At 68.6% G+C, this 22,211-nt stretch carries 19 protein-coding genes and 1 pseudogene; 5 read left to right on the forward strand and 15 right to left on the reverse strand.

Going from position 1 to position 22,211, the window contains the following annotated elements; all coding sequences use genetic code 11:
- Window positions 1-18: 18 nt before the first annotated feature.
- From IM777_RS14750 to IM777_RS14790, 9 genes are all read right to left on the reverse strand, one after another.
- The gene (locus IM777_RS14750; protein WP_194383883.1) at window positions 19-831 is read right to left on the reverse strand and encodes a DeoR/GlpR family DNA-binding transcription regulator; all 813 of its coding nucleotides are present in this window, start codon (window positions 829-831) and stop codon (window positions 19-21) included.
- A 16-nt stretch (window positions 832-847) separates the two neighbouring features.
- The gene (locus IM777_RS14755; RefSeq protein WP_194383884.1) at window positions 848-1,630 is read right to left on the reverse strand and encodes a triose-phosphate isomerase family protein; all 783 of its coding nucleotides are present in this window, start codon (window positions 1,628-1,630) and stop codon (window positions 848-850) included.
- Window positions 1,623-2,096 (reverse strand): ribose-5-phosphate isomerase, encoded by a 474-nt coding sequence (locus IM777_RS14760; RefSeq protein ID WP_194383885.1) that lies wholly within the window; start codon window positions 2,094-2,096, stop codon window positions 1,623-1,625. Before IM777_RS14760 ends, IM777_RS14755 begins: the two co-directional genes overlap by 8 nt.
- A 20-nt stretch (window positions 2,097-2,116) precedes the next feature.
- The gene (locus tag IM777_RS14765) at window positions 2,117-3,829 is read right to left on the reverse strand and encodes a dihydroxyacetone kinase family protein (protein ID WP_194383886.1); all 1,713 of its coding nucleotides are present in this window, start codon (window positions 3,827-3,829) and stop codon (window positions 2,117-2,119) included.
- 89 nt (window positions 3,830-3,918) lie between these two features.
- The gene (locus IM777_RS14770; RefSeq protein WP_194383887.1) at window positions 3,919-4,905 is read right to left on the reverse strand and encodes a D-ribose ABC transporter substrate-binding protein; all 987 of its coding nucleotides are present in this window, start codon (window positions 4,903-4,905) and stop codon (window positions 3,919-3,921) included.
- 53 nt (window positions 4,906-4,958) lie between these two features.
- Complete coding sequence (locus IM777_RS14775; RefSeq protein WP_194383888.1) at window positions 4,959-6,095, reverse strand: ABC transporter permease; 1,137 nt, start codon at window positions 6,093-6,095, stop codon at window positions 4,959-4,961.
- A gap of 22 nt (window positions 6,096-6,117) precedes the next feature.
- Window positions 6,118-7,647 (reverse strand): sugar ABC transporter ATP-binding protein, encoded by a 1,530-nt coding sequence (locus tag IM777_RS14780; protein ID WP_194383889.1) that lies wholly within the window; start codon window positions 7,645-7,647, stop codon window positions 6,118-6,120.
- Window positions 7,644-8,303 (reverse strand): DUF2291 family protein, encoded by a 660-nt coding sequence (locus tag IM777_RS14785; RefSeq protein ID WP_228480840.1) that lies wholly within the window; start codon window positions 8,301-8,303, stop codon window positions 7,644-7,646. The genes IM777_RS14780 and IM777_RS14785 overlap by 4 nt, the downstream gene beginning before the upstream one ends.
- Window positions 8,300-9,331: a zinc-dependent alcohol dehydrogenase family protein gene (locus IM777_RS14790; RefSeq protein ID WP_194383890.1), complete on the reverse strand. Its 1,032-nt coding sequence runs from the start codon at window positions 9,329-9,331 to the stop codon at window positions 8,300-8,302. The genes IM777_RS14785 and IM777_RS14790 overlap by 4 nt, the downstream gene beginning before the upstream one ends.
- A gap of 203 nt (window positions 9,332-9,534) precedes the next feature.
- Between IM777_RS14790 and tkt the strand changes: the two are divergent.
- The 4 genes and pseudogenes from tkt to IM777_RS14810 all read left to right on the forward strand — a co-directional run bounded on the left by tkt (window position 9,535) and on the right by IM777_RS14810 (window position 14,060).
- Window positions 9,535-11,630 (forward strand): annotated as a pseudogene (tkt, locus tag IM777_RS14795) (transketolase).
- Entirely contained in the window at window positions 11,627-12,691 is a 1,065-nt protein-coding gene (locus IM777_RS14800) for an NAD(P)-dependent alcohol dehydrogenase (protein ID WP_228480841.1), read from the forward strand. The pseudogene tkt and the gene IM777_RS14800 overlap by 4 nt, the downstream one beginning before the upstream one ends.
- Before the next feature lie 82 nt (window positions 12,692-12,773).
- Window positions 12,774-13,022 carry a carbohydrate ABC transporter permease gene (locus IM777_RS14805; protein WP_194383891.1) on the forward strand — a complete coding sequence of 83 codons (249 nt, stop codon included), beginning with the start codon at window positions 12,774-12,776 and terminating at the stop codon, window positions 13,020-13,022.
- A 33-nt stretch (window positions 13,023-13,055) separates the two neighbouring features.
- Window positions 13,056-14,060: a LacI family DNA-binding transcriptional regulator gene (locus IM777_RS14810; protein ID WP_071045028.1), complete on the forward strand. Its 1,005-nt coding sequence runs from the start codon at window positions 13,056-13,058 to the stop codon at window positions 14,058-14,060.
- Window positions 14,061-14,228: 168 nt separating this feature from the next.
- On the opposite strand, the gene IM777_RS14815 is transcribed toward IM777_RS14810, so the two are convergent.
- The 4 genes from IM777_RS14815 to IM777_RS14830 all read right to left on the reverse strand — a co-directional run bounded on the left by IM777_RS14815 (window position 14,229) and on the right by IM777_RS14830 (window position 18,283).
- Window positions 14,229-14,609 carry a hypothetical protein gene (locus IM777_RS14815; RefSeq protein WP_071045029.1) on the reverse strand — a complete coding sequence of 127 codons (381 nt, stop codon included), beginning with the start codon at window positions 14,607-14,609 and terminating at the stop codon, window positions 14,229-14,231.
- 139 nt (window positions 14,610-14,748) lie between these two features.
- Window positions 14,749-15,594, reverse strand: a complete 846-nt coding sequence (locus tag IM777_RS14820; RefSeq protein ID WP_071045030.1) for a transglutaminase family protein — start codon at window positions 15,592-15,594, stop codon at window positions 14,749-14,751.
- Window positions 15,591-16,523: an alpha-E domain-containing protein gene (locus tag IM777_RS14825; protein ID WP_071045031.1), complete on the reverse strand. Its 933-nt coding sequence runs from the start codon at window positions 16,521-16,523 to the stop codon at window positions 15,591-15,593. Before IM777_RS14825 ends, IM777_RS14820 begins: the two co-directional genes overlap by 4 nt.
- Window positions 16,517-18,283, reverse strand: a complete 1,767-nt coding sequence (locus tag IM777_RS14830) for a circularly permuted type 2 ATP-grasp protein (RefSeq protein ID WP_228480842.1) — start codon at window positions 18,281-18,283, stop codon at window positions 16,517-16,519. The genes IM777_RS14825 and IM777_RS14830 overlap by 7 nt, the downstream gene beginning before the upstream one ends.
- A 160-nt stretch (window positions 18,284-18,443) precedes the next feature.
- Here IM777_RS14830 and IM777_RS14835 point away from each other — a divergent pair, with 160 nt between their 5' ends.
- Entirely contained in the window at window positions 18,444-20,000 is a 1,557-nt protein-coding gene (locus IM777_RS14835; RefSeq protein ID WP_228480843.1) for a molybdopterin-dependent oxidoreductase, read from the forward strand.
- Between the two features lie 51 nt (window positions 20,001-20,051).
- On the opposite strand, the gene rocD is transcribed toward IM777_RS14835, so the two are convergent.
- Both rocD and ddaH read right to left on the reverse strand, forming a co-directional pair.
- Complete coding sequence (gene rocD / locus IM777_RS14840; protein ID WP_194383892.1) at window positions 20,052-21,281, reverse strand: ornithine--oxo-acid transaminase; 1,230 nt, start codon at window positions 21,279-21,281, stop codon at window positions 20,052-20,054.
- On the reverse strand, window positions 21,278-22,165 hold the full coding sequence (gene ddaH, locus IM777_RS14845) for a dimethylargininase (RefSeq protein WP_194383893.1): 888 nt from the start codon (window positions 22,163-22,165) through the stop codon (window positions 21,278-21,280). Before ddaH ends, rocD begins: the two co-directional genes overlap by 4 nt.
- Window positions 22,166-22,211: the final 46 nt, after the last annotated feature.

Below are 22,211 nucleotides of genomic sequence, written 5' to 3' on the forward strand. Positions count from 1 at the left end.
ACGACGCCGACGACGACGTCAGCGCTGGCGACGCGCGACCACGATGTTCACCCCGGAGTCGCGGAGCCGATCGACCTCCGACTTCGGCATTGCGGCGTCGACGATGACCGCATCGAACCGACGCAGAGGGAAGAGTGCGTGGAGGGCGCGCTTCTCGAACTTCGTGTGGTCGACGAGAAGGATGCGGCGACTGGCGACCTCGAACATCGCCCCCTTCACATCGACAGTCTCAAGTGACTGGTGGAAGGCGATGTCATCCGAGACCGCGGCGGTGGACATGAGGAAGACGTCTGCGCGCATCGCCTCGATCGCCGACGTCGTCATCCGCCCCATGAAGGCGCTGCACCAGTTGTAGTACTGCCCGCCGAGCCCCAGCATCGTTATGTCGTTGGCACCTCGGAGCTCTTCCATGATGGTGAGCGTGTTCGTGATGACCGTCAGCGGCCTCTTCGCGACCAGGTGGGGGACCATGTGCATGACGGTCGTGCTGTCATCGAGCATGATCGCCTGTCCGGGGTCGATGAAGTCCATCGCCGCGAGAGCGATCGCCTCCTTCTCCTCGGATTGGCGATTGGAGCGATAGACGGCGCTCGACTCGACCAGTGGCGTGGCCATCGCCGTCGCCACTCCGCGGCTCTTCCGAAGTAGTCCCAGACTCGCCAGCTCGTCGAGATCTCGGTGGACGGTCATGACGCTGATGCCGAACTGCTCCGCGAGCTGCTCGATACGTATGACGCCCGCCGCCATGACCGCCTCGGTGATCGCCTTCTGACGCGCAGCCTGGCGGTCCTGCCGCGAGCTCGGCTCCGCAGCTCCCTCGGGGGTGGTCATCGTTCCTCCTGCAAGCTCACGATAGCGCGGCGGCCTCATCGAGGATGCCCGCGAACGACGCCGGGTCGTGTGCGAAACGACCGAGGAAGAGCCCGTCGACCGCTCCGGAGAGTTCGGTGAGGGTTCCTCGCTGGGCGCTTCCGCCGTAGATCAGTCGCGTCCCTCCGCCGGTTCGAGTGATGCCGGCGCGCAGGAACGCGGCGACCTCACGGACGTAGGCCGGCGGCGCGGGTGTCGGTCGGCCGATCGCCCATTCGGGCTCGTAGGCCACGAGCAGCTCCGTCATCTCGCCGACACCCGCCAGGATGGACCGGACCTGCTCGAGACAGCGCGAAGCCGCCGCGGCGGGATCGGATCGTTCGGGCTCGCCGATGCACAGAACCGGCGTGAGCTGATTCCGCACGGCGGCCCGCATCTTCGCGCGCGCGACATCCGGGCCCTCGCCGAAGACGGTGCGACGCTCGGCATGCCCGATCTCGACGAGACGGCACCCGATCTCGTGCAGATCTGCACCGCTCACGGCACCGGTGTGCGCCCCACGGTCGTCGGTGTGCAAGTCCTGTGCACCGACGCGCACCTTCGTCCTGACCAGTGCATCTCTCACGCCCGGGAACGCCGGGAGTGAGGGGAGCACGAACACCTCCACGGCACCGCATCGCACGGCGGCATGCGTGCGCGCGATCCGCGCGATCTCGGCCGCCCACCGCCGCGATTGCTCCACCCCCAGATACGACTTGAGGCTCACCCCCAGAACACGCGGAACGGGTCGCGCGGAGGCTGCGGCGCCGGGCTCATCCACAGGTACCCGTCTGCTCGTAGGCGTTGATCGCGGCCACCTTCGCAGCAGACGGCGATGTCTCGTCGAAGACGTAGCCGAGCCACTCGCGTGCGAGTCGTCGAGCAAGCTCGAGGCCGATGACGCGCTGGCCGAAGGCCAGCACCTGGGCGTTGTTGCTGAGCACGGCCCGCTCGACGCTGAAGCCGTCATGCGCGGTGACGGCACGGACGCCGTCGACCTTGTTCGCAGCGATGGCCACACCGAGGCCGGTGCCGCACACGAGGAGCGCGCGATCGGCTGCGCCGTCACGGATGCGCTCGGCGGCGGCGACCGCGACCTTCGGGTACGCCGTGTGTCCGTCGGCATCGACACCGACGTCGACGACGGACGCGACGCGCGGGTCCGCCTCGAGGTCGGCCTTCAGCTGCTCCTTGTACTCGTATCCGGCGTCGTCACAGCCGACGACGATGCGCCACTTCTCAGGCATGGGATTCCTTTCGACGGGTCTCAGTGATCGCCGAGCGTGTCGGCGACGGCGGTGACGGCCAGGGCGAGCGAAATCGCGCCGGGGTCGGGCGTGCCGAGGCTCTTCTCCGTGTGCGGGCGCGCGCGCCCCACGCGCGGAATCAGGTCGGCCGTGCGGTGAGCGGCGTCCGTCGCGGCCCCCGCGGCGCGGCGCCATGCGGTCAACAGATCAGCACCTTCCGCCGTCTGCTCCGCCAGCTCGTGCGCGAACGGCACCAGCGCATCGACGAGGGTCTTGTCTCCCTCTTCGGCTCCCCCGTAGTCCTGTACCGCCTTGCGGGCAGCCTCGATACCTGCTGCCACGGTGGTGGCGGCCGGGGCGGACACATCGCCGATGGTGGCCCCCAGCGCTCGGAGAGCCGCCCCCCAGAGGGCACCGGATGTGCCGCCGGCCTTGTCGGCCCACGCGTCACCCGCGGCGATCAGCACCGCCCCCGCGCCGGCACTGCTCTCCGACGCCGCCCGCGCTGCTTCATCGGCCGCGCGCACTCCGCGCTGCATTCCGATGCCATGGTCACCGTCGCCGGCAACGGCGTCCAGACGCCCCAGCTCGTCCGCCTCACGGTCGATGACCGCCTTGATGGCGGCGATCGCGGCGACCACCCGTACACCCGCCTCAGCGGATTCAGCGGTTCCCGCGGCGATCGACTGCTCGATCGCCGCGTCATTCTCGAGGACGGCCTCGGTGCCGGACGTCTCGACGGCACCCTTGCGGTACGCGGGCGTGTAGGCGGGCGAGCGCCATGCCGCTTCGAGTTCCTCGTCGAGCCACGTCAGGGTGAGGGAGACCCCCGCCATCTCGAAGCTCGTGGCGTACTCGCCCACCTCCGGCTCGATGACGATGAGCCCCGCCTCGTCCAGGAGCCGCTCCACCGCGCCGTACACGACGAACAGCTCCTCCGCCTTCACGGAGCCGAGGCCGTTGACGATGACGGCGACGCGCGTGCCGTGATCGTCCGGCGCATCGGCGAGCAGACCCTCGACGAGGAGTCGCGCGATCTCATCTGCCGTTCCGAGCGGTCGCACCTCGAGTCCCGGTTCCCCGTGGATGCCCATACCCACGGCCATCTGGCCCTCTGGCACCGTGAAGAGCGGAGCGTCGGCTCCCGGCAAGGTACAGCCCGAGAAGGCGACGCCGAGAGAACGAGTGCGCGCATTGGCACGCGCGGCGATGCCGGCGACCGTGTCGAGATCGAACCCCTGCGCCGACGCCCAGCCGGCTGCCCGGAACACCGCCAGGTCGCCGGCGATCCCGCGCCTCTTGTGCGCCTCGCTGGAAGGCGCGCTGCAGACGTCATCGGTCACCCTCACGGTGCGGCAGGGGATTCCCTCGTCGATCAGTCGCTGCTGCGCGAGGTCGAAGTTCAGCACGTCTCCGGCGTAGTTGCCGTATGACAGCAGCACACCGGCATCCGTGGCGACCGACCGGGCGACGGAGCAGATCTGCTGGGTGCTCGGCGAGGCGAAGACATTCCCCATGGCAGCTGCGTGAGCAAGACCCTCGCCGACGAGGCCCGCGAAGGCGGGGTAGTGACCGGAGCCGCCGCCGATGACGACGGCGACGTTTCCGGCAGGCGTCCGGGTGCGGCGTGCGACGCCGCCCGGAACCCGTCGCACCAGTGATCGATGCACGGAGACGAAGCCCGCGGCGGATTCGTCGGCGAAGCCTTCGGAAGTGTTGAGGACGTAGCTCATGATGTCTTTCGTTCGTGGTGTGGGGGCGGATGCCGGCGGGCACCGCCCCCACGGGCCGCGCGGGAGCGCGCGACCGGTCCGGATCCGGCTCAGCCGGAGTAGGTGAAGGGCCCCGTCATGTTCGCGACGTTGTCGGCGGTGATGAGGATGCAGTCGAAGGACTGCTTCTCGGTCTCGGGGGCCTCACCGGTGCGGATGTACTCGTCCGCGAGCCGCACTGCCTCCTCGGAGAAGACAGCCACCGGCTGCAGGACGGTGTAGGCCATCTCTCCGGCCTCGACCGCGGCGACGGCGTCGGGAGAACCGTCGAAGCCGCCGACGACCACGCCGTCGAGCTGGCCCGCCTCCTGAAGCGCAGCGATCGCGCCCAGAGCCATCTCGTCGTTTCCGGAGATCACGCCGTTGATGTCGGAGTTGGCCTGCATGAGGGCCTGCATCTTGTTCCGTCCCTCGGTGCGGTCCCAGTTGGCGACCTCTTCACCGACCTCGACGAGATCGGGGTATTGCGTGATGACGGTCGAGAACCCATTCGATCGCGTCTGCGCGTTGTTGTCCGACGGTGCGCCGAACAGCTCCACGTAGTTGCCCGCCTCCTCCATCTGCGCAACCCACTCCTGAGCTCCGATGGCGGCACCCTGCGAGTTGTTGGAGACGAGCTGGGCCAGCGCGATTCCCGACTCGTTGATCTCCGCGTTGACCAGGAACACCGGGATGCCGGCATCCGTGGCCTTCTGCACGGCGGCGACGGAGCCGTCGGCGTTCGCCGGGTCGAGGATGATTGCGGCGGACTGGTTCGAGATCGCCGTGTCGATCAGCGAGTTCTCCGTGTTGGTGTCGCCGTTGTGGGCTCCGACCGTCGCTTCGTATCCGAGCTCTTCCGCGGTCGCCTGCGCAACGTCGCCCTCGGTCTTCCAGTAGGGGTTGGCGGGATCGTTCACGATGATCGTGATGAGACCACCGGCCTCACCCTCCTCCGCCGCGCCCGATGAATCGGCCGGTTCTCCGGAAGAGCATGCGCTCACGCCCAGCGCGAGTGCACCCGCAGCGAGGGCGGCGATGACCTTCTTGCGAAACATGGATCGTCCTTTCTTGGTGACCCGACAGCGTGCTCGATGCCGGGATGGTGCGGTCAGGAGGAGCGTCCGGCGGTGGCCGGCTGGGCCTCTCCCGACGAGGACGGCGCCGACGGACCCGTCGGGGACGGGGGCGACGCCGGGTTCGAGGGTGCGGCCGGGCGGCGCCGGCGACCGTACTGCAGGGTGTTCAGCAGGACCGCCACGACGATGACCGCTCCCATGAAGACCATCTGCCAGTAGGCGGAGACCCCCACGATCACGAGCCCGTCGGCGAGGAAGCCGATCACGAAGGCTCCGAGCAGCGTTCCCCGGATGTTGCCGCGGCCGCCGGAGAGGGCGGCGCCGCCGATCACCACGGCAGCGATCGCCGTGAGCTCGTAGGTGTTTCCCGCGGTCGGGCTCGCGCTCGTCAGCGTCGACGCCAGGATGAGGCCCGCGACCGCGGCGCACATGCCGGAGATCACGTAGACCGAGACCTTCACACGACGGACCGGGACACCGGACAGCTCGGCTGCCCGCTCGTTTCCCCCGGAGGCGTAGAGCCACCGGCCGAATCGCGTGCGGCCGAGAACGTAGCCCAGCACGATCGCGACGATGCCCATGATGATGACGCCGATCGGGATCCCCAGAATGCGGTTGAATCCGAGCCACGCGAAACCGGTGTTCCCGAGAGCCGGATCGCCGTCCAGGTCGTTGATCGTCAGTCCGTTGGTCATGAGGAGGGCGAGTCCGCGCACGACGTAGAGCATCCCGAGCGTCGCCACGAACGGAGCCACCTTGAATCGCGCGACGAGGATGCCGTTGACGAGCCCGACCAGCGCGCCGACACCGACGGACAGGAGGACGACCACCGGAACGCTCGGAAAGAGGATCACGCCGAAGATGTTGATCGGCACCCCTTGCAGGAGGAAGCCTCCGATCACGGCCGAGAAGCCGAGGGTCGACCCGACCGAGAGGTCGATGCCCCCGTTGAGGATCACCATGAGCATCCCCATGCCCAGCAGTGCGTAGATGGCGACGTGCGACGCCATGATCAGCAGGTTCTCCACCGTGAGGTAGTTGGGAGAGAGGAGGGAGAACACCACGATGATGAGGATGAGAGCGAGGAACGCCCGCCCCTCCAGGAGCAGCTTCGCCAGCGAGAATTCCTTGCGCTTGGCGAGGATGGTGGTGGTGGTTGTCGTCGTCATTGTCCGATCCGTTCTGGACTCTCTATGCGGCCACGGACTCGCCGGAGGCGGCCATGATCATGTCCTTGGTGGCGTCGGGACCGAACTCTGCCGAGATCCGGCCGCGGCGCATCACGATGATCCGGTGGGCGATGCTGAGGCACTCGCCCACCTCTGAAGTGGAGTAGATGACGGCGAGGCCGTCTCGTGCGCGATCGGCGAGGAGTCGGAAGACCTCGCCTTTCGCACCGACGTCGATTCCTCGGCTGGGCTCGTCGAGGAGCATGACGCGAGGCTCGGTGGCGATGATCTTGCCGATCACGACCTTCTGCTGGTTGCCTCCGGACAGCGCTCCGATCAGCTGATCCGGGCCGGAGGTCTTGACCGTCACGGTCTGGATGAGATCCCGCGCCCGCTCCTTCTCGCGCCGACGGGAGAGCATGCCGCGCGAGAGGCTCCGCGTCAGACTCGCCAGCGTGAGATTCGTCCCCACATCGAAGGTCTGGACGAGGCCGTCGCGCTGCCGGTCCTCCGGGACCAGCCCGACGCCGGCGTCGATGCGCTCGGCGATCGACAGTGGCGCCAGCGACGCGCCGTCCAGCAGAACGTCACCCTCCGCGACCTCTTCCTTTCCGGCGATCGCCTCGAGCAGCTCGGTGCGTCCGGCGCCCATCAGCCCGTAGATGCAGACGATCTCACCCTTGCGCACGTCGAGACTCAACCGATTCACGATCGCGCGCTCGGGGTTCTCCGGGTCGACGACGGTGAGGTCTCTGACCTGCAGGATCGCCTTGCCGAACTCGTATCCGGTCGGTGGCGACCCGAGATCGAAGTTCTCGCCGACCATGTTCCGCACGATCCACTCGAGGTCGATGTTGGCTCGCTCGTCGCGCGCCGTCATCGTGCCGTCTCGGAGCACCACCGCGTGGTCGGTGACCTCGAGCGCTTCTTCGAGATGGTGCGAGATGTACACGATCGCGACTCCGCGGGCGAGGAGATCGCGGATGATGCCGAAGAGCACCTCCACCTCTGCCGCGGCGAGAGCCGACGTCGGCTCGTCCATGATCAGGATGCGGGAGTTCACCGACAGGGCGCGGGCGATCTCGACGATCTGCTGTTGACCGACCCGCAGATCGTGCACGAGCGTGTCCGGTGCGATCGGCAGCTGCATCTCATCGAGCAGCGCCTGCGTCTGACGCGTCTCCTCGGCGTAGTCGACGCCCAGAGGACCGCGGATCTCCCTCCCCATGAAGATGTTGTCCCGCACGGAGAGATTCGGCGCGAGGCTGAGCTCCTGATGGATGATCGAGATGCCCCGGTCGCGGGCCTCGTTGGTGGAGGCGAACGTCACCGGCTTCCCGTCCAGGACGATCTGTCCCGACGTCGGCTGCTCCACGCCGGAGAGGATCTTCATGAGGGTGGACTTGCCGGCGCCGTTCTCTCCGAAGAGGGTCGTGACGGTCCCCCGCCGGATCTCGAAATTGACCCCCTTGAGGGCGCGGGTTCCGCCGTACGTCTTGACGATGTCGCGTGCTTCCAGCACGACGTGGTCGTAGTCGGCCTCACGGCTCATGACACCGACACCTCCACCGGGGTCACCAACCACGACTCGGGGTTGATGAGCGTGAACGCTCCGGTGACCGTGATCGTCTCGCCGGTCAGCGCCTCCGAGTCGATATCGGCCAGCACGGCGGCCTTCATCTCCTCATTGAGCGCGGACCCGGCATTCTGATAGTCGATCTGGTTGGTGAACTGCCCGAACGTGATCTCCCCGGTCGCATCGCGCAGCTCGGTGCCGTTGATCGCCGGACCGGTCTGTAGGCGGATCAGAAGATCGTCCGGCACTCCTTCGACGTCGACCTCATAGATTCCGGACTGCCCTTCTCCGACGACTCCGGTGAAGGTCACGCTGAAGACGGGTCCCCCCGAACTCTCGACGGCGTATTCCGCCGCGGCGGCCTCCGGGTCGGCGGCGATAGCTTCGGCGAGTTCCTGTGCCTCCACGGCCTGCGCGACGATATCGGACTGGACGGTCGGGAAGGTCTCCGCGCCGAAGGTCTCCGCGTCGAATTCCACGGCACCCTGCGCCAGCGGATCATCCGCCGCGACGACCCGCGTTCCGAGCGCCATGCCGACGACCACGAGGACCCCGACAGCGATCCAGATCCACATCGCTTTCCGCGACGAGCCGCTGCGGCCTGCCTTCGCGCGTGCGGTCGTGTCGCTCACAGGAGCACCCGCGACTCGGTGTCGTTGGGACGGATCTGGAGCTTGCGCCCTTCGCCCTTGCGGAACATCTCCAGCGCCTGGGAGTAGTCGTCGAGGGTGAAGGAATGACTGATCATCGCGGTCGCGTTGATCGCCCCGGCCTCGAACAGTTCGACCGCGCGGCCGAAGGAGTTCAGCACCGCCATCGTCCCGACGATCGAGATCTCATCCCGATAGACGCGGAAAGGAGAGAACTGCGCGGTCTTGTCGGCCGGTGCGACACCGAAGTCCTGAAAGAAGCCTGCGGGCTTGACGCGCGTGAGCGCGTCTTCGATCGCGCGGATGTTTCCCGTGCAGTCGATCACGACGTCCCACTTCTCGCGGTCGGCGTCGTCTGCCGAGGTGTAGCGGAGGGCGATGCCGCACTCCTGCGCCGTCTTGAGCCTCTCCGAATTCAGATCGATGATCGTGACGGTGGCGGCGCCCGCCTTCGTCGCCAGCTGCGCCATGAGCAATCCCATCGTGCCGGCGCCGTAGACGAGCACGTGGTCGCCGAGTCGCCGGGGCAGCACGTCCCAGCCGCGGATGGCGCACGCCAGGGGCTCGATGAGCGCGGCTTCATAGAGGTCGGTTTCGGGCTTGAGCTTGTAGACGTTGCTCGCCGGCGCAGTGAAGTACTCCTGGGATGCACCGTCCGAAGCCACCACGCCGAGTCCGTTCCAGAACCGGCAGAGGTTCTGATGGCCGTTCAGACAGTACTCGCACTCGCCGCACGTGGTGCTGGGGTTCACCGCCACGTGGTCGCCGACGGCGAAGTCGAAGACGCCGGAGTTGACGCCGTCGCCGAGCGCGACGATGGTGCCGGTCGCTTCGTGTCCGGGCACGAGGGGGAAGATCGTCCCCTCGAACTCCCCGTCGAACACATGAGTGTCCGTCCCGCAGATCCCCACGGCCGCCGTCTGGATGAGGATCTCTTTGTAACCGGGCTCGGGCCGGTCTCGGTTCTCGAGGGCGAGGGCCCCTTCGTCTGTGAAGACAATCGCGCGCATCTTTGCTCCCGTACTCGTCGTCACCGAAGACGCGGGTACGCTCCCGAGCCTCGGCGCTCTCCCCATTCGAATGGGGCCGGAGGTCTTCCTCCGTGTGATGTTAAGTGTGATCTTGACACGCTTTCACGTGACAAGAAACATCTGTTTATAACATTTGTGTCGAGGTGAGCGGATGCGACCTCGCAGCGATCAAAGGAGACGCCGTGTCGGAACTGCGTTGGGAAGAGATCGATCGGCGCGCGGTGGACACCGTGCGCGTGTTGGCGGCGGATGCTGTCGAGAAGGTCGGCAATGGTCACCCGGGAACGGCGATGAGTCTCGCTCCGGCGGCGTACCTGCTGTATCAGCGGGTGATGAACCACGACCCCGCGGACGTGCACTGGCCGGGTCGTGATCGTTTCATCCTTTCGGCGGGGCATTCGTCGTTGACGCAGTACATCCAGCTGTATCTGGGTGGGTTCGGGTTGGAGCTGCAGGATCTGAAGGAGCTGCGGACGTGGGGGTCGAAGACCCCGGGTCACCCGGAGTTCGGTCACACCGATGGTGTGGAGATCACGACCGGGCCGCTGGGTCAGGGTCTGGCGTCGTCGGTCGGGTTCGCGTACGCGGCCCGGTATGAGCGGGGTCTGTTCGACCCGGAGGCTGCGCCGGGTGAGTCGCCGTTCGATCACACCATCTATGTGATCGCGTCGGATGGGGACATCCAGGAGGGCATCACCAGCGAGGCGTCTTCGTTGGCCGGGCATCAGGAGCTCGGCAATCTCGTGGTCATCTACGACGCGAATCAGATCTCGATCGAGGACGACACCGACGTCGCGTTCACCGAGGACGTCGCCGCCCGCTACGCCGCGTACGGCTGGCATGTGCAGACGGTGGATTGGAAGAAGACGGGCGAGTACGTCGAAGACGTCGCCGAGCTTCACGCAGCCCTCGAGGCGGCGAAGGCCGAGACGTCGAAGCCGTCGATCATCGTGCTGAAGACGATCATCGGGTGGCCCTCGCCGGGCAAGCAGAACACCGGCAAGATCCACGGCTCCAAGCTCGGCGACGACGAGTTGAAGGCGACGAAGGAGGTGCTCGGGTGGGACCCGGAGCAGACCTTCGTGGTGCCCGACGACGTCCTCGAACACACTCGTTCACTCGCCGACGTGGCGCAGAAGCGCGCGCGGCGTGGCAGGAGAAGTTCGACGCGTGGGCCGGCGCGCACCCCGAGCGCAAGGCGCTGTGGGACCGCATCAACGCCCGCGAGCTCCCCGCCGATCTCGCCGATGCGCTCCCGGTGTTCGAGGCGGGCAAGGACGTGTCCACCCGTGCCGCGTCGGGGCAGGTCATCAACGCCCTGGCCGACAAGCTCCCCGAGCTGTGGGGCGGCTCGGCCGACCTCGCCGAATCGAACCTCACCACCATCAAGAACGCCGCCTCGTTCATCCCGTCCGAGTGGTCGACCGACGAGTGGGACGGCAACCCGTACGGGCGGGTGCTGCACTTCGGCATCCGCGAGCACGCGATGGCGGCCATCATCAACGGCATCGTGCTGCACGGCCCCACCCGCGCGTTCGGCGGGACGTTCCTGATCTTCAGCGACTACATGCGCCCCGCGGTGCGTCTGGCCGCGCTGATGAACATCCCCTCGATCTTCGTCTGGACCCACGACTCCGTCGCCCTCGGAGAAGACGGCCCCACCCACCAGCCGATCGAGCAGCTCACCGCGCTGCGCGCCATCCCGAACCTCGCCGTGCTCCGCCCCGCCGATGCGAACGAGACCGCCGTGATCTGGCACGAGATGCTCCGCCGCCACGCCGGCCCCTCCGGCATCGCCCTGACCAGGCAGAACATCCCCACCTTCGAGCGCGGTGACGGTGCAGCCAGCGGCGACGTCCTGGCCTCCGCCGACCTCGCCGCGAAGGGCGCATACGTCCTCGCCGAAGCACCGAACGGCACGCCCGACGTGATCATCATCGCAACCGGGTCCGAGGTGCAGCTCGCCGTCGCCGCCCGCGAAGCCCTCGCCGCCGACGGCGTGGGCGTGCGCGTCGTCTCCGCCCCGTCGCTGGAATGGTTCGCCGAGCAGGACGCCGACTACCGCGAGAGCGTCCTTCCCACCGCGATCACCGCCCGCGTCTCCGTCGAAGCCGGACTCGCCCTGGGCTGGCGCGGCATCGTCGGCGACCGCGGCCGGTCCGTCTCGATCGAGCACTACGGCGCCTCCGCCGACTACCAGACCCTGTTCGACAAGTTCGGCATCACCACCGAAGCCGTCATCACCGCCGCCCGCGAAACCCTCGAGGAGAACGCATGAGCACCCCCACCGCACGCGGAGGAACGCTTCCCGTCGCACCGCCGGCATCGATGAGGGCGAGCGTGCTCATCCGGCCGGAACACATCGAGACGCAGAACCGACCGGTCCCGGTCCCGCGCTCGGATGAGGTCCTCGTACGCGTCTCCGCCGTGGGGGTCTGCGGATCCGACGTGCACTTCTATCGGGACGGCCATCTCGGGGACTGGAAGGCGAGCGATCCCCTCGTGCTCGGGCACGAGTCGGGCGGGACCATCGTCGCCGTGGGCGACGCGACCGATCCGGGGCGCGTCGGCGAGAGGGTGTCGATCGAACCGCAGCATCCTTCACCCTCCTCGCCCGAGACGCTGCGCGGTGACTACAACCTCGACCCGCACATGAGGTTCTACGCCGTGCCCGGAACCGACGGCGCCTTCCGGGAGTATGTGACGATCCAGAGCCACTTCGCGCACCGCATCCCCGACTCGGTCAGCGATCACGCGGCCGCTCTGATGGAACCGCTGTCGGTAGCGATCGCCACGGCACGGAAGGCGTGCTTCTCCCCCGGGGCGCGCGTCCTGATCGCCGGTGCGGGTCCGATCGGCATCGCCCTGGTTCAGGTCGCGCGCGCGTTCGGCGTCACCGAGGTGATCGTGTCGGATCTCGCACCGGAGCGGCGCCAGACGGCGCTCCGCTTCGGTGCGCACGTGGTCCTCGATCCACGCGCAACGCCTCCGCCCGAGGTGTCGACCGTTGACGCCTTCGTCGACGCGTCCGGTGCCGATTCCGCCGTGCGCGAGGGCATCACGGCGGTACGGCCCGGGGGAAGGGTCGTCCTGGTGGGCATGGGCCTTTCCGAGATGCCCCTGCCGATCACGATCATCCAGAACCGGGAGCTGATCGTCACCGGGGTCTTCCGCTATGCCAACACCTGGCCAACCGCGATCGCGCTCGTCGCCGGAGGACACGTCGACCTGGATGCGATGGTCACCGCAACCTTCGGCCTCAGCGAGGTCGCGCGTGCCCTGGAATCTACCGCGGACCCCTCGACGATCAAGGCCATCGTGGAACCCACCCGCCCCTGACCGCTGCACACCCACCCGACCTGAGCCTGCGACCGCGCCAGGCCGTCACCATCCCGCCACGCACCCCACCCCTCCCGATGTCGTGGCGACCGCGACGATCTTCACGTTCATCTGGACCTGGAGCGACTTCTTCTCACCGCTGATCTATCTCCGGCTCCCCGAGACCTTCCCGGCGTCGGTCGCGCTGAAGGGCTTCATCGACGCGCAGTCGACCTCGGATTACGGATCGATGTTCGCCATGTCCGTCGTCTCTCTGGTTCCCCTGTTCATCGTGTTCCTCGTCGGTCAGCGCTACCTGATCAAGGGATTCGCGACATCCGGAATCAAGTAGTCTCCCATTCAGCGTGCCGAAGGATGGTGCCCCGTGAGCAATGACCGACTCGCCGTGACGATCACCGACGTCGCCCGACGGGCCGGGGTGTCTCCCGCGACCGTGTCCCGCGTGTTCAACGACCAGTTCCGGGGGAACGTCGAGACGGCGCACCGCGTCCGGTCGGCCGCGACCGAACTCAGCTACACCCCGAATCACCTGGCGCGCAGTTTCGCCCGCGGCAAGACGAGCGCGGTCGGCTTTCTCGTTCCCGACCTGGCCAACCCGGTGTTTCAGGCGGTGCTCACCGGCCTCAGCCTCGCTGCCGGAGACGACGGCTATCGCGTGCTGGTGGCCGACTCCGCGGAATCCATCGACGACGAGCCGCTGCTCGCGGGGGAGATCCGTCGCCGATGCGACGCGTTGGTGCTGTGCGCGCCTCGCATGGAAGACGACACCCTCGCGCAGACCGTGCGGGATCTGGCCCCGGTCGTGCTGACGAACCGGTCCAATACCGTCATCGACGCGCCGACGCTGTCAGCGGACTCGCGGACCGGGTTCGAGAACATCGCGCGCCACCTCTACACCCTGGGCCACCGCCGCCTGGCCTACATCGAGGGCCCCGAGGGTTCCGCGAACCACAATCGCCTTCGCGGCCTGGAGGATTTCGTGCGCAGCGTCGAGGGCGTTTCCCTGCAGCGCGTTCCCGGCGGAGCAACCAGCACGAGCGGGATGGATGCGGTCGACGCGCTCGTGAAAACCCGCGCGACGGCCGCCATCGCGTTCAACGACCTCGTCGGCCTCGGCGTCGTCCACGGCCTGGGCGAACGTGGTCTGCGGGTACCCGACGACATCTCGGTGACGGGCTTCGACGACATCCCGTTCGCCCGCTTCATGACCCCGACCCTCACCACCGCATCCGTGCCCCACGAGATCCTCGGCGGACTGGCCTGGAGCCGGCTCCACGCGCTGATCGAAGGACGCACGCCCGAACACAACGTGGTCTTCCAACCGCGTCTGGAGGCGCGTCGCTCCACCGCCGCTCCCCCGTCGGCGTGATCCGCGCATCCACCCGCCCCTCTACCCCGCGCCTCCCCTCCCGCAGCCCGACCCATCCGTAGCCCCGCGCCTCCCGCCACCCACGCCGAGGTCGGAGAATCGGCCTGAGGTCGGAGGATCGACGCCCGAATTCTCCGACATCGGCACGAATCTCCGACGTCCGCGAGGTCAGCCGACGCCCTTGGCGCGGAGGGCCTGCTCGAAGCCGGCAACCGATCCGCCGACCGCGTCGAGCTCGTGCGCATCCAGAAGCAGAGTGAGGCCGTTTTCAGCTCGCCTGAAGACCGCGGGCGCGCCGTACTCGGCGACCGCGGCGGCGACGTCGTCGTCCATCTCGTTCAGGTGACGCAGGTCGATGGACACGTCCAATCGCTCGACCATCGCATCCCACTCGGGCTTGCGCCGCCATGTGTGCGTGATGTCGCAGAGTGCACAGTGCGCGGTGCCGAGCATGTGCCCGATCACATACCGCAGCTCCCCGAGCGGACCACCGTCGGCCCGGTAGACGCCGACGAGCATCCCGCCTCTCGGATTCGCGTCGTGGTCCACTCCCCGATCATCACCCGGATGTCGGAGCATCGACCCGATGTCGGAGAATCCGCGCTGAATCCTCCGACATCGACGCCGATTTCCGACATCGGGGCGGGCGCGCGGCGCCGACGCCCGCACGCGACGGTGCCGGATGCGGTCAGGACTCGCGGGTGATCGTCACCTTCACGTGCAGCTGGCTCTTGAACGGGCCGGCATAGACGCCGCGGAGCGGGGGGACGTCGTTGTAGTCCCGACCCCGGCCCACGAGCACGTGCCGGTCGCCGATCTCGATGTTGTTGGTCGGGTCGAACCCCTGCCACTGGTCGGCGTACCACTCCACCCACGCGTGAGACTCACCCGTCACCGGCTCGCCGACGTCGGCGTTCGGCCGCGGGTGCAGGTATCCCGACACGTATCGGGCGGGGATCCCGACCGAGCGCAGTGCCCCGAGGGTGATGTGCGCGATGTCCTGGCACACGCCCTTGCGCGCCTCCCAGGCCTCGCTCGCGGTCGAGAGCACGCTCGTGATGCCGCTCATGTACTCGACGGCGTCACCGACGGCCACCGCGATCGCGTGCGCCGCCTCGCTCGGATTCTCGTGCTGCTGGGCGATGCCCTCGGCGAGCCTCGCCACCTCGGGATGCGGCATCGTGCGTCGCGTCTGCGTGAGCTGCTCGACGGTCTCGATGGAACGGCTCGTGGACCGCTTCAGGTCGTCCCACGTGATGTCGGGATGCTCGATCGGCCGCTCGCGCACCTCGACGAGCGACCGAGCGGTGATGGTGAGCGCACCGTGCGGCGACAGCACGTCGAACGCCGCGACACGCGTTCCGAAGTAGTCGACGTACTGGTTGACCGAGGTCGACGGATCGATGTCGAGCGACGAACTGAGCACGAACTGGCTGTCGGTCGATCCCGGCAGCATGCGCGCTTCGTTGTACGACGCCGAGACATCGCCCGGATAGGAGAAGCCGGTCTCGTGTTCGATGCGGAGTCTCTTCATGACGTCTCCCCGATCCAGCTCGGCTCGGCGTGCGTCGGGAAGAAGCGACTGCGGATCGCCTCCGACGCCTCGCGGGTCACCCGCTGCACACGATCCATGTGCAGCGGCAGCTCACTCAGGATCTCGCTCACCGGCCGGTACTCCAGGTCGTTCCGGATGCGCCCCAGCGCGCGCAGCACCGGGTTGGAATGCCCGACCCGGTCAGCACGCGGATCGATCGCGCTCATGCACTCCTCGGCCTGCTGGATGGAGAAGATGATCGAGCGGGGAAACAGGCGGTCCAGCAGCAGGAACTCGGCCGCGTTGCTGGCACTCGGCATGCCGCGGTACGTGCGGAGGTACGCCTCGTACGCGCCGCACGAGCGCAGGATGGTCGTCCACGACGGACCGGATGCTTCGGTCAGCGAGCGGGTGGCGAGCATCCGGGCGGTCATGTCGGTGCGCTCGATGCTGCGGCCCAGCGTGAAGAACTGCCACGCTTCGTCTCGGCTGGTCGACGAGTCGACGCTCCCGACGGCCAGCGACGCGCGCTCACGCACCCACTGGAAGAAGTCGTGGGCCTTGTCGGTCTGCAGCCGACGCGGCATGCGGGAGTTGGTGGTGTTCAGCGTCTCCCACAGCTCGCTCGAGACGATCTCGCGGGCACGGCGGGCGTTCTCGCGCGCGGCGCCGAGCGAGTAGGCCACCGAGGCGGGGTTCATCCGGTCGATCGCGAGACGCTGCAGCACATCGTCGCGGGTGACGGGAGTCGTCGTGTCGGACGGCAGAGACCCCATGACGTTCAGCAGCGACCGGCACGCGGTGTCCTCGTCGATCCAGGGATCCTCCAGCAGCAGCTGCAGGTGCACCTCGAGGATGCGCGCCGTGCCGTCGCTGCGCTCGATGTACCGCCCGATCCAGAACAGTGATTCTGCGATGCGACTCAGCATCGGACGTCACCTCCGTCGCGCGTATCGTCTCGTCGCTGCCCTCCTCGCCCGACGACCGGACCCCCGCCAGCCCCGGTCGTTGAGCGAGCGGAGCGAGACGAAACGCTCGTCTGCTGCTGCTGCTCGGCCTGTTCGGTGCGCGAACGCGGGCGATCCTGCGGAGCCGTGTCGGGCTCGTCGTGGTCTTCGTAGATGATCGGGATCGACTGCGTCACGGCGGCCTGGTCGGCGACCAGTCCGCCCATGCCGCTGCCCTGCCCGTACTCGACGTGAGCCGGAGCCGAACCGCCGACGACCCACGTGTCCTTCGATCCGCCGCCCTGGCTGGAGTTGACCACGAGCTGCCCCTCGGGGAGGGCGACGCGCGTCAGGCCTCCCGGAAGCACCCAGATGTCCTCGCCGTCGTTGACCGCGAACGGACGCAGGTCGGCGTGACGCGGGCGCATCCCGTCTTCGACGAGGGTCGGGATGGTCGACAGCATCACGACAGGCTGGGCAATCCATCCGCGCGGATCCGCTCGCAACCGCGTGCGGAGCGTGTCGAGTTCGCTCGGCGAGGCGTCGGGTCCGACGACGAGGCCCTTGCCGCCCGATCCGTCGACCGGCTTCACGACGAGTTCGTCGAGCCTGTCGAGCACCTCCTCGAGAGCGTCGGGCTCCTCGAGCCGCCACGTGTCGACGTTCTTGAGGATGGGCTCCTCCGCCAGGTAGTAGCGCACCAGGTCGGGCACGTAGGTGTAGAGCAGCTTGTCGTCGGCGACGCCGTTGCCGACGGCGTTGGCGATCGTGACGTTGCCCAGCCGCGCCGCGAGCATGAGGCCCGGGGCGCCCAGCATCGAGTCGGCGCGGAACTGCAGCGGATCGAGGAAGTCGTCGTCGACCCGGCGGTAGATCACGTCGACGCGCTTGGGGCCGCGGGTGGTGCGCATGAACACCTTGCCGCCCATGCACAGCAGGTCGCGCCCCTCGACGAGCTCGACGCCCATGAGGCGGGCGAGCAGGGTGTGCTCGAAGTACGCCGAGTTGTACACACCCGGGGTGAGCACCACGACGTTGGGCTCCTCCACTCCGGGCGGGGCGGATGCGCGCAGCGCCGCCAGCAGCTTGTTCGGGTAGTCGCCGACCGGCCGCACCCGCATCGACACGAACAGCTCGGGAAGCGTCTGAGCCATCACGCGACGGTTCGAGATGACGTAGCTGACGCCCGAGGGCACGCGCACGTTGTCTTCGAGCACGCGCATCTCGCCGTGCTCGTCGCGGATCAGGTCGATGCCCGACACCTGGATGCGCACGCCGTTCGCGGAGTGGATGCCCGCGGCCTGCCGGTAGAAGTACTGCGACGAGGCGATGAGACCGGCCGGCAGCACACCGTCGCGCACGCAGTGCTGGTGCCCGTACGCGTCATCGAGGAACGCTTCGAGCGCGCGCACGCGCTGCTTGATGCCGGCCTCGGTCTTCGACCACTCGTCGTAGTCGATCACGCGCGGGACCGCATCCAGCGGGAACGGACGCTCCTCTCCGGCGAAGTCGAAGGTCACGCCCTGCGCGAGATAGGAGGTGGCGAGCGACTCGGTGCGCCCGCGAAGCTCCTCCTGGGTCATCTGCGCGAGCGCGTGGTGCAGCTCGCGGTAGGCGTCACGCGACCGTGATGGAGCACCCGACGTGGTCACGTCGCCGAACATCTCGTCGAAGGCCGGTACCCCCGAAGGCGTCCGCCGGGGTGTCTGGGTGGACCCGTAGCCGTCGAAGAGATCTCCCATGGGCTTCACCCTAGCCCGCGACGTGTTGCCGTGTTGTTTCCCCCGGGGGCTTGACGAGGGCTCAGTCCTTGCGCTCGAGCGCCGCCACCACGGCGCAGCCGTCACCGATTCGTCACCTCCTCTCGGCGCGCCCACGTACAGGCCGACGTAGCCTGAGACGGTGACCGAGGCCGTGCGAACATCGAGGGGATCCGGCGCCGCCGCAGCAGCAGCCGGTATCGCCGCCGCCACGCTCGGCGCGGGCGCCGGCGAGCTCACCGCGGCACTGGCGGCTCCCGCATCCAGCCCCTTCGCGGTGGTCGGCGGCGCACTGATCGACGCCGCCCCCGCCTGGGCGAAAGACCTCGCGATCGACTGGTTCGGCACGGCCGACAAGATCGCGCTCACCGTGGGCATCGCCCTCGTGCTCGCGGTCGTGGCGGCGTGGGCGGGGTGGGCGGAGCTCCGGCGCCCGCCCGCCGGAGCGGTCATCGCGGTCGCCCTCGGTGCGGTCGCGGCGATCACCGCCCTTCTCAGCGATACCGGCGACCCGCTGCCTTTCCTCCCCGGCATCCTGGCCGGTGCCGTCGCCGGCGGCACGCTGCACGTGCTGGTCGGGATGCTGCGCCCGAAGCCGCCGCGCAGAGGCACCGACACCGCCTCCGAGCTGCCGAATCGCCGGGCCTTCTTCGCCTGGACGGCCGTCGCCGCGGTCGGCGGGGCCCTCGCCGTCGCGGCGGGCAACGCGGCCCGTGCCGGATCCCGTGCGATCACGACCGTGCGCGACGCCGTCGTGCTCCCCGCACCGGCCACCACCGCGCCGCCCGTACCGGCGGGCGCCGAGCTGGGCGTCGACGGCCTTGCGCCGGTGATCACCCCGAACGCGGAGTTCTACCGCATCGACACGGCCATCATCGTGCCGTCGATCGATCCCGCGGACTGGGAGCTGCGCATCCACGGCCTGGTGGAGGAGGAGGTCGTGCTCACGTGGGACGAGCTGCTCGCCCTGCCGCTGGTGGAGACGACGGTGACACTGTCGTGCGTGTCGAACGCGGTCGGCGGATCGCTCATCGGCAATGCCCGGTGGCTGGGCTACCCCATCCGCGAGCTGCTCGCGCGCGCGAAGCCCACCGGCGACGCCGACATGGTGCTCTCGCGCTCGTCGGACGGTTTCACCGCCGGCACGCCCCTGGAGGCCCTCACCGACGACCGCGACGCGATCCTCGCGGTCGCGATGAACGACGAGCCGCTGCCGCCGGAACACGGGTTCCCGGTGCGCATGGTGGTGCCGGGCCTGTACGGCTACGTGTCGGCGACGAAGTGGGTCGTCGACCTCGAGGTCACCCGGTTCGACGAGGCGACCGCCTACTGGACGGATCGCGGCTGGTCCGAGCGCGGGCCGATCAAGCTGCAGTCCCGCATCGACGTTCCGCGGCGCGGCCGGCAGCTCTCCGCCGGCGAGACGGTCATCGCCGGAATGGCCTGGCAGCCCCACACCGGCGTCGACGGCGTCGAGGTGCAGATCGACGACGGCGACTGGCAGCCCGCGACGCTCGCCGCCGCGATCTCCGACGACACGTGGGTGCAGTGGAGTCTGCCGTGGAGCGCCGAGCCCGGCGAGCACACCCTGCGGTGCCGCGCCATCAGCGCCGACGGCCAGACCCAGACCTCGGAGTCGGCGCCACCGGCCCCGGACGGGGCCACGGGCTGGCACGAGGTCCCGGTGTCGGTGGCGTAGTCCCAGCGGGCGGCGCGGTGTCGGCGGGTGATGCGGTTGTCGTCGGTCGCGTCAGGCGGCGAGCACGACCTTCAGCTGCTCGATCGCCCAGTCCAGCTCGGTCGCGCGGATCGTCAGCGGCGGGGCGATGCGGATCGTCGCCCCGTGCGTGTCCTTGACCAGCACACCCCGCCCGAGCAGGCGCTCGGCCACCTCGCGGCCACTGCCGACGCTCGGGTCGATGTCGACGCCGGCCCAGAGGCCCGCCACGCGCACGGCGGTGACACCGTTCCCGACCAGCCCCTGCAGCTTCGCCTCGAGGTGCTCGCCGAGCGCCTTGGCGCGCGTCTGGAACTCCCCCGAGGCGAGCATCTCGACCACGCGGGCGCCGACGGCGGCGGCGAGCGGGTTGCCCCCGAAGGTCGAGCCGTGCTCGCCGGGCTTGATGACCCCGAGCACGTCGCGGTCGGCGACGACCGCCGAGACGGGCAGGATGCCGCCGCCGAGCGCCTTGCCGAGCAGGTAGACGTCGGGCACGACGCCCTCGCGGTCGCACGCGAAGGTCTCGCCGACGCGACCGAGGCCGGACTGGATCTCATCCGCGATGAAGAGCACGTTCTTCTCGGTGCAGATCTCACGCACGCGGGTGAGGAATCCTTCCGGCGGGATGACGACGCCGGCCTCGCCCTGGATGGGCTCGATGAGGACGGCCGCGGTGTTCTCGTCGATCGCCGCCGCGATCGCCTCGGCGTCGCCGAAGGGCACCTGCACGAAGCCGGGACCGTACGGACCGAACGCGTCGTGCGCATCCGGGTCGTCGCTGAAGCCCACGATGGTCGTGGTGCGCCCGTGGAAGTTGCCGCCCGCGACGACGATGCGGGCGGCATCCGTCTTGACGCCCTTCACCCGGTACGCCCACGCGCGGGCGACCTTGATTCCCGTCTCGACGGCCTCGGCGCCGGTGTTCATGGGCAGCACGAGGTCTTTCCGGCACAGCTTCGCCAGGCCCGACGAGAACTCGACGAGCTGATCGTTGTGGTAGGCGCGGCTCGTGAGGGTCAGGCGCTGCAGCTGCTCCTGCGCGACGGCGACGAGCGCCGGGTGCAGGTGTCCGAAGTTCAGCGCGGAGTACGCCGAGAGCAGGTCGAGGTAACGCTTGCCTTCGACGTCGGTGACCCACACGCCCTCGCCGCGCGAGATCACGACCGGCAGCGGGTTGTAGTTGTGGGCGAGGTGCTCGTCCTCCGCGCCGATGACGCGGATGGTGGCGGTGTCGAGGCTGGGCGAGGTGGCGGGGGTCATACCGGCGTTTCCTTGGATCGCAGTTCGAGGGTGCAGCACTTGATGCCGCCGCCGCCGAGCAGCAGCTCGGACAGGTCGACGAGCACCGGGTGATAGCCGCGTTCGCGCAGCTGGGTCTCGAAGCCCTTCGCGCGCGGCGAGATGATGACGTTCCGGCCGTCGGAGGCAGAGTTGAGACCGAAGACAGCGCCGTCCTCGTCGGAAACGCGGATCGCATCCGGATACCGCTCGGCGAGGATCGAGCGACTGGGCTCGTCGAAGGCGCCCGGCAGGTACGCGATGTTCGCGTGGTCGACGCCGCCGGGGCCCTGCACCGGGTCGAGCACGGCGATCGCGGTGTCGAGGTGGTAGAAGCGCGGGTCGACCAGGTTGAGCGAGACGACCTCGCGGCCGAAGACCTCGCCGACCTCGCCGTGGCTGTCGCCGGTCGAGCGGAAGCCGGTGCCGGCGAGGATGGTGTCGCCGACGAGCAGGAAATCGCCCTCGCCCTCGTTGACCTCGCGCGGCGCGACGACCTCGAACCCGTTCTGCCCGAACCAGTCCATGAAGGCCGGCCCCTCGGGCACGCGCTCATCGAAGCGGAACTTCGCCCCGTAGGCGACGCCGTCGATCACGAATCCGCCGTTGGCCGTGTAGACCATGTCGGGCAGACCCTCGAGCGGATCGATCAGCTCGACCTCGTGACCCAGCTCGATGTAGGTGTCGTACAGCGCCTGCCACTGCCGCACGGCCTTGGCCGTGTCGGTGGGCTTCGCCGGCTCCATCCACGGGTTGATGGTGTAGCTGACGGTGAAGTGCTCCGGGCGGCACATCAGGTACCGGCGGTGCTGCGCGACGCGCTCGGTGGCGGCGGTGCTCGACGAATCGGTGTGGTGCGTGGACATCTTCGCTCCTCAGTGAAGGGGGCGGCGGACGCTGTCCAGAGGCCCG

Origin of the sequence: Microbacterium luteum, from assembly GCF_015277875.1 — a bacterium.
Classification (GTDB): Bacteria; Actinomycetota; Actinomycetes; order Actinomycetales; family Microbacteriaceae; genus Microbacterium; species Microbacterium luteum.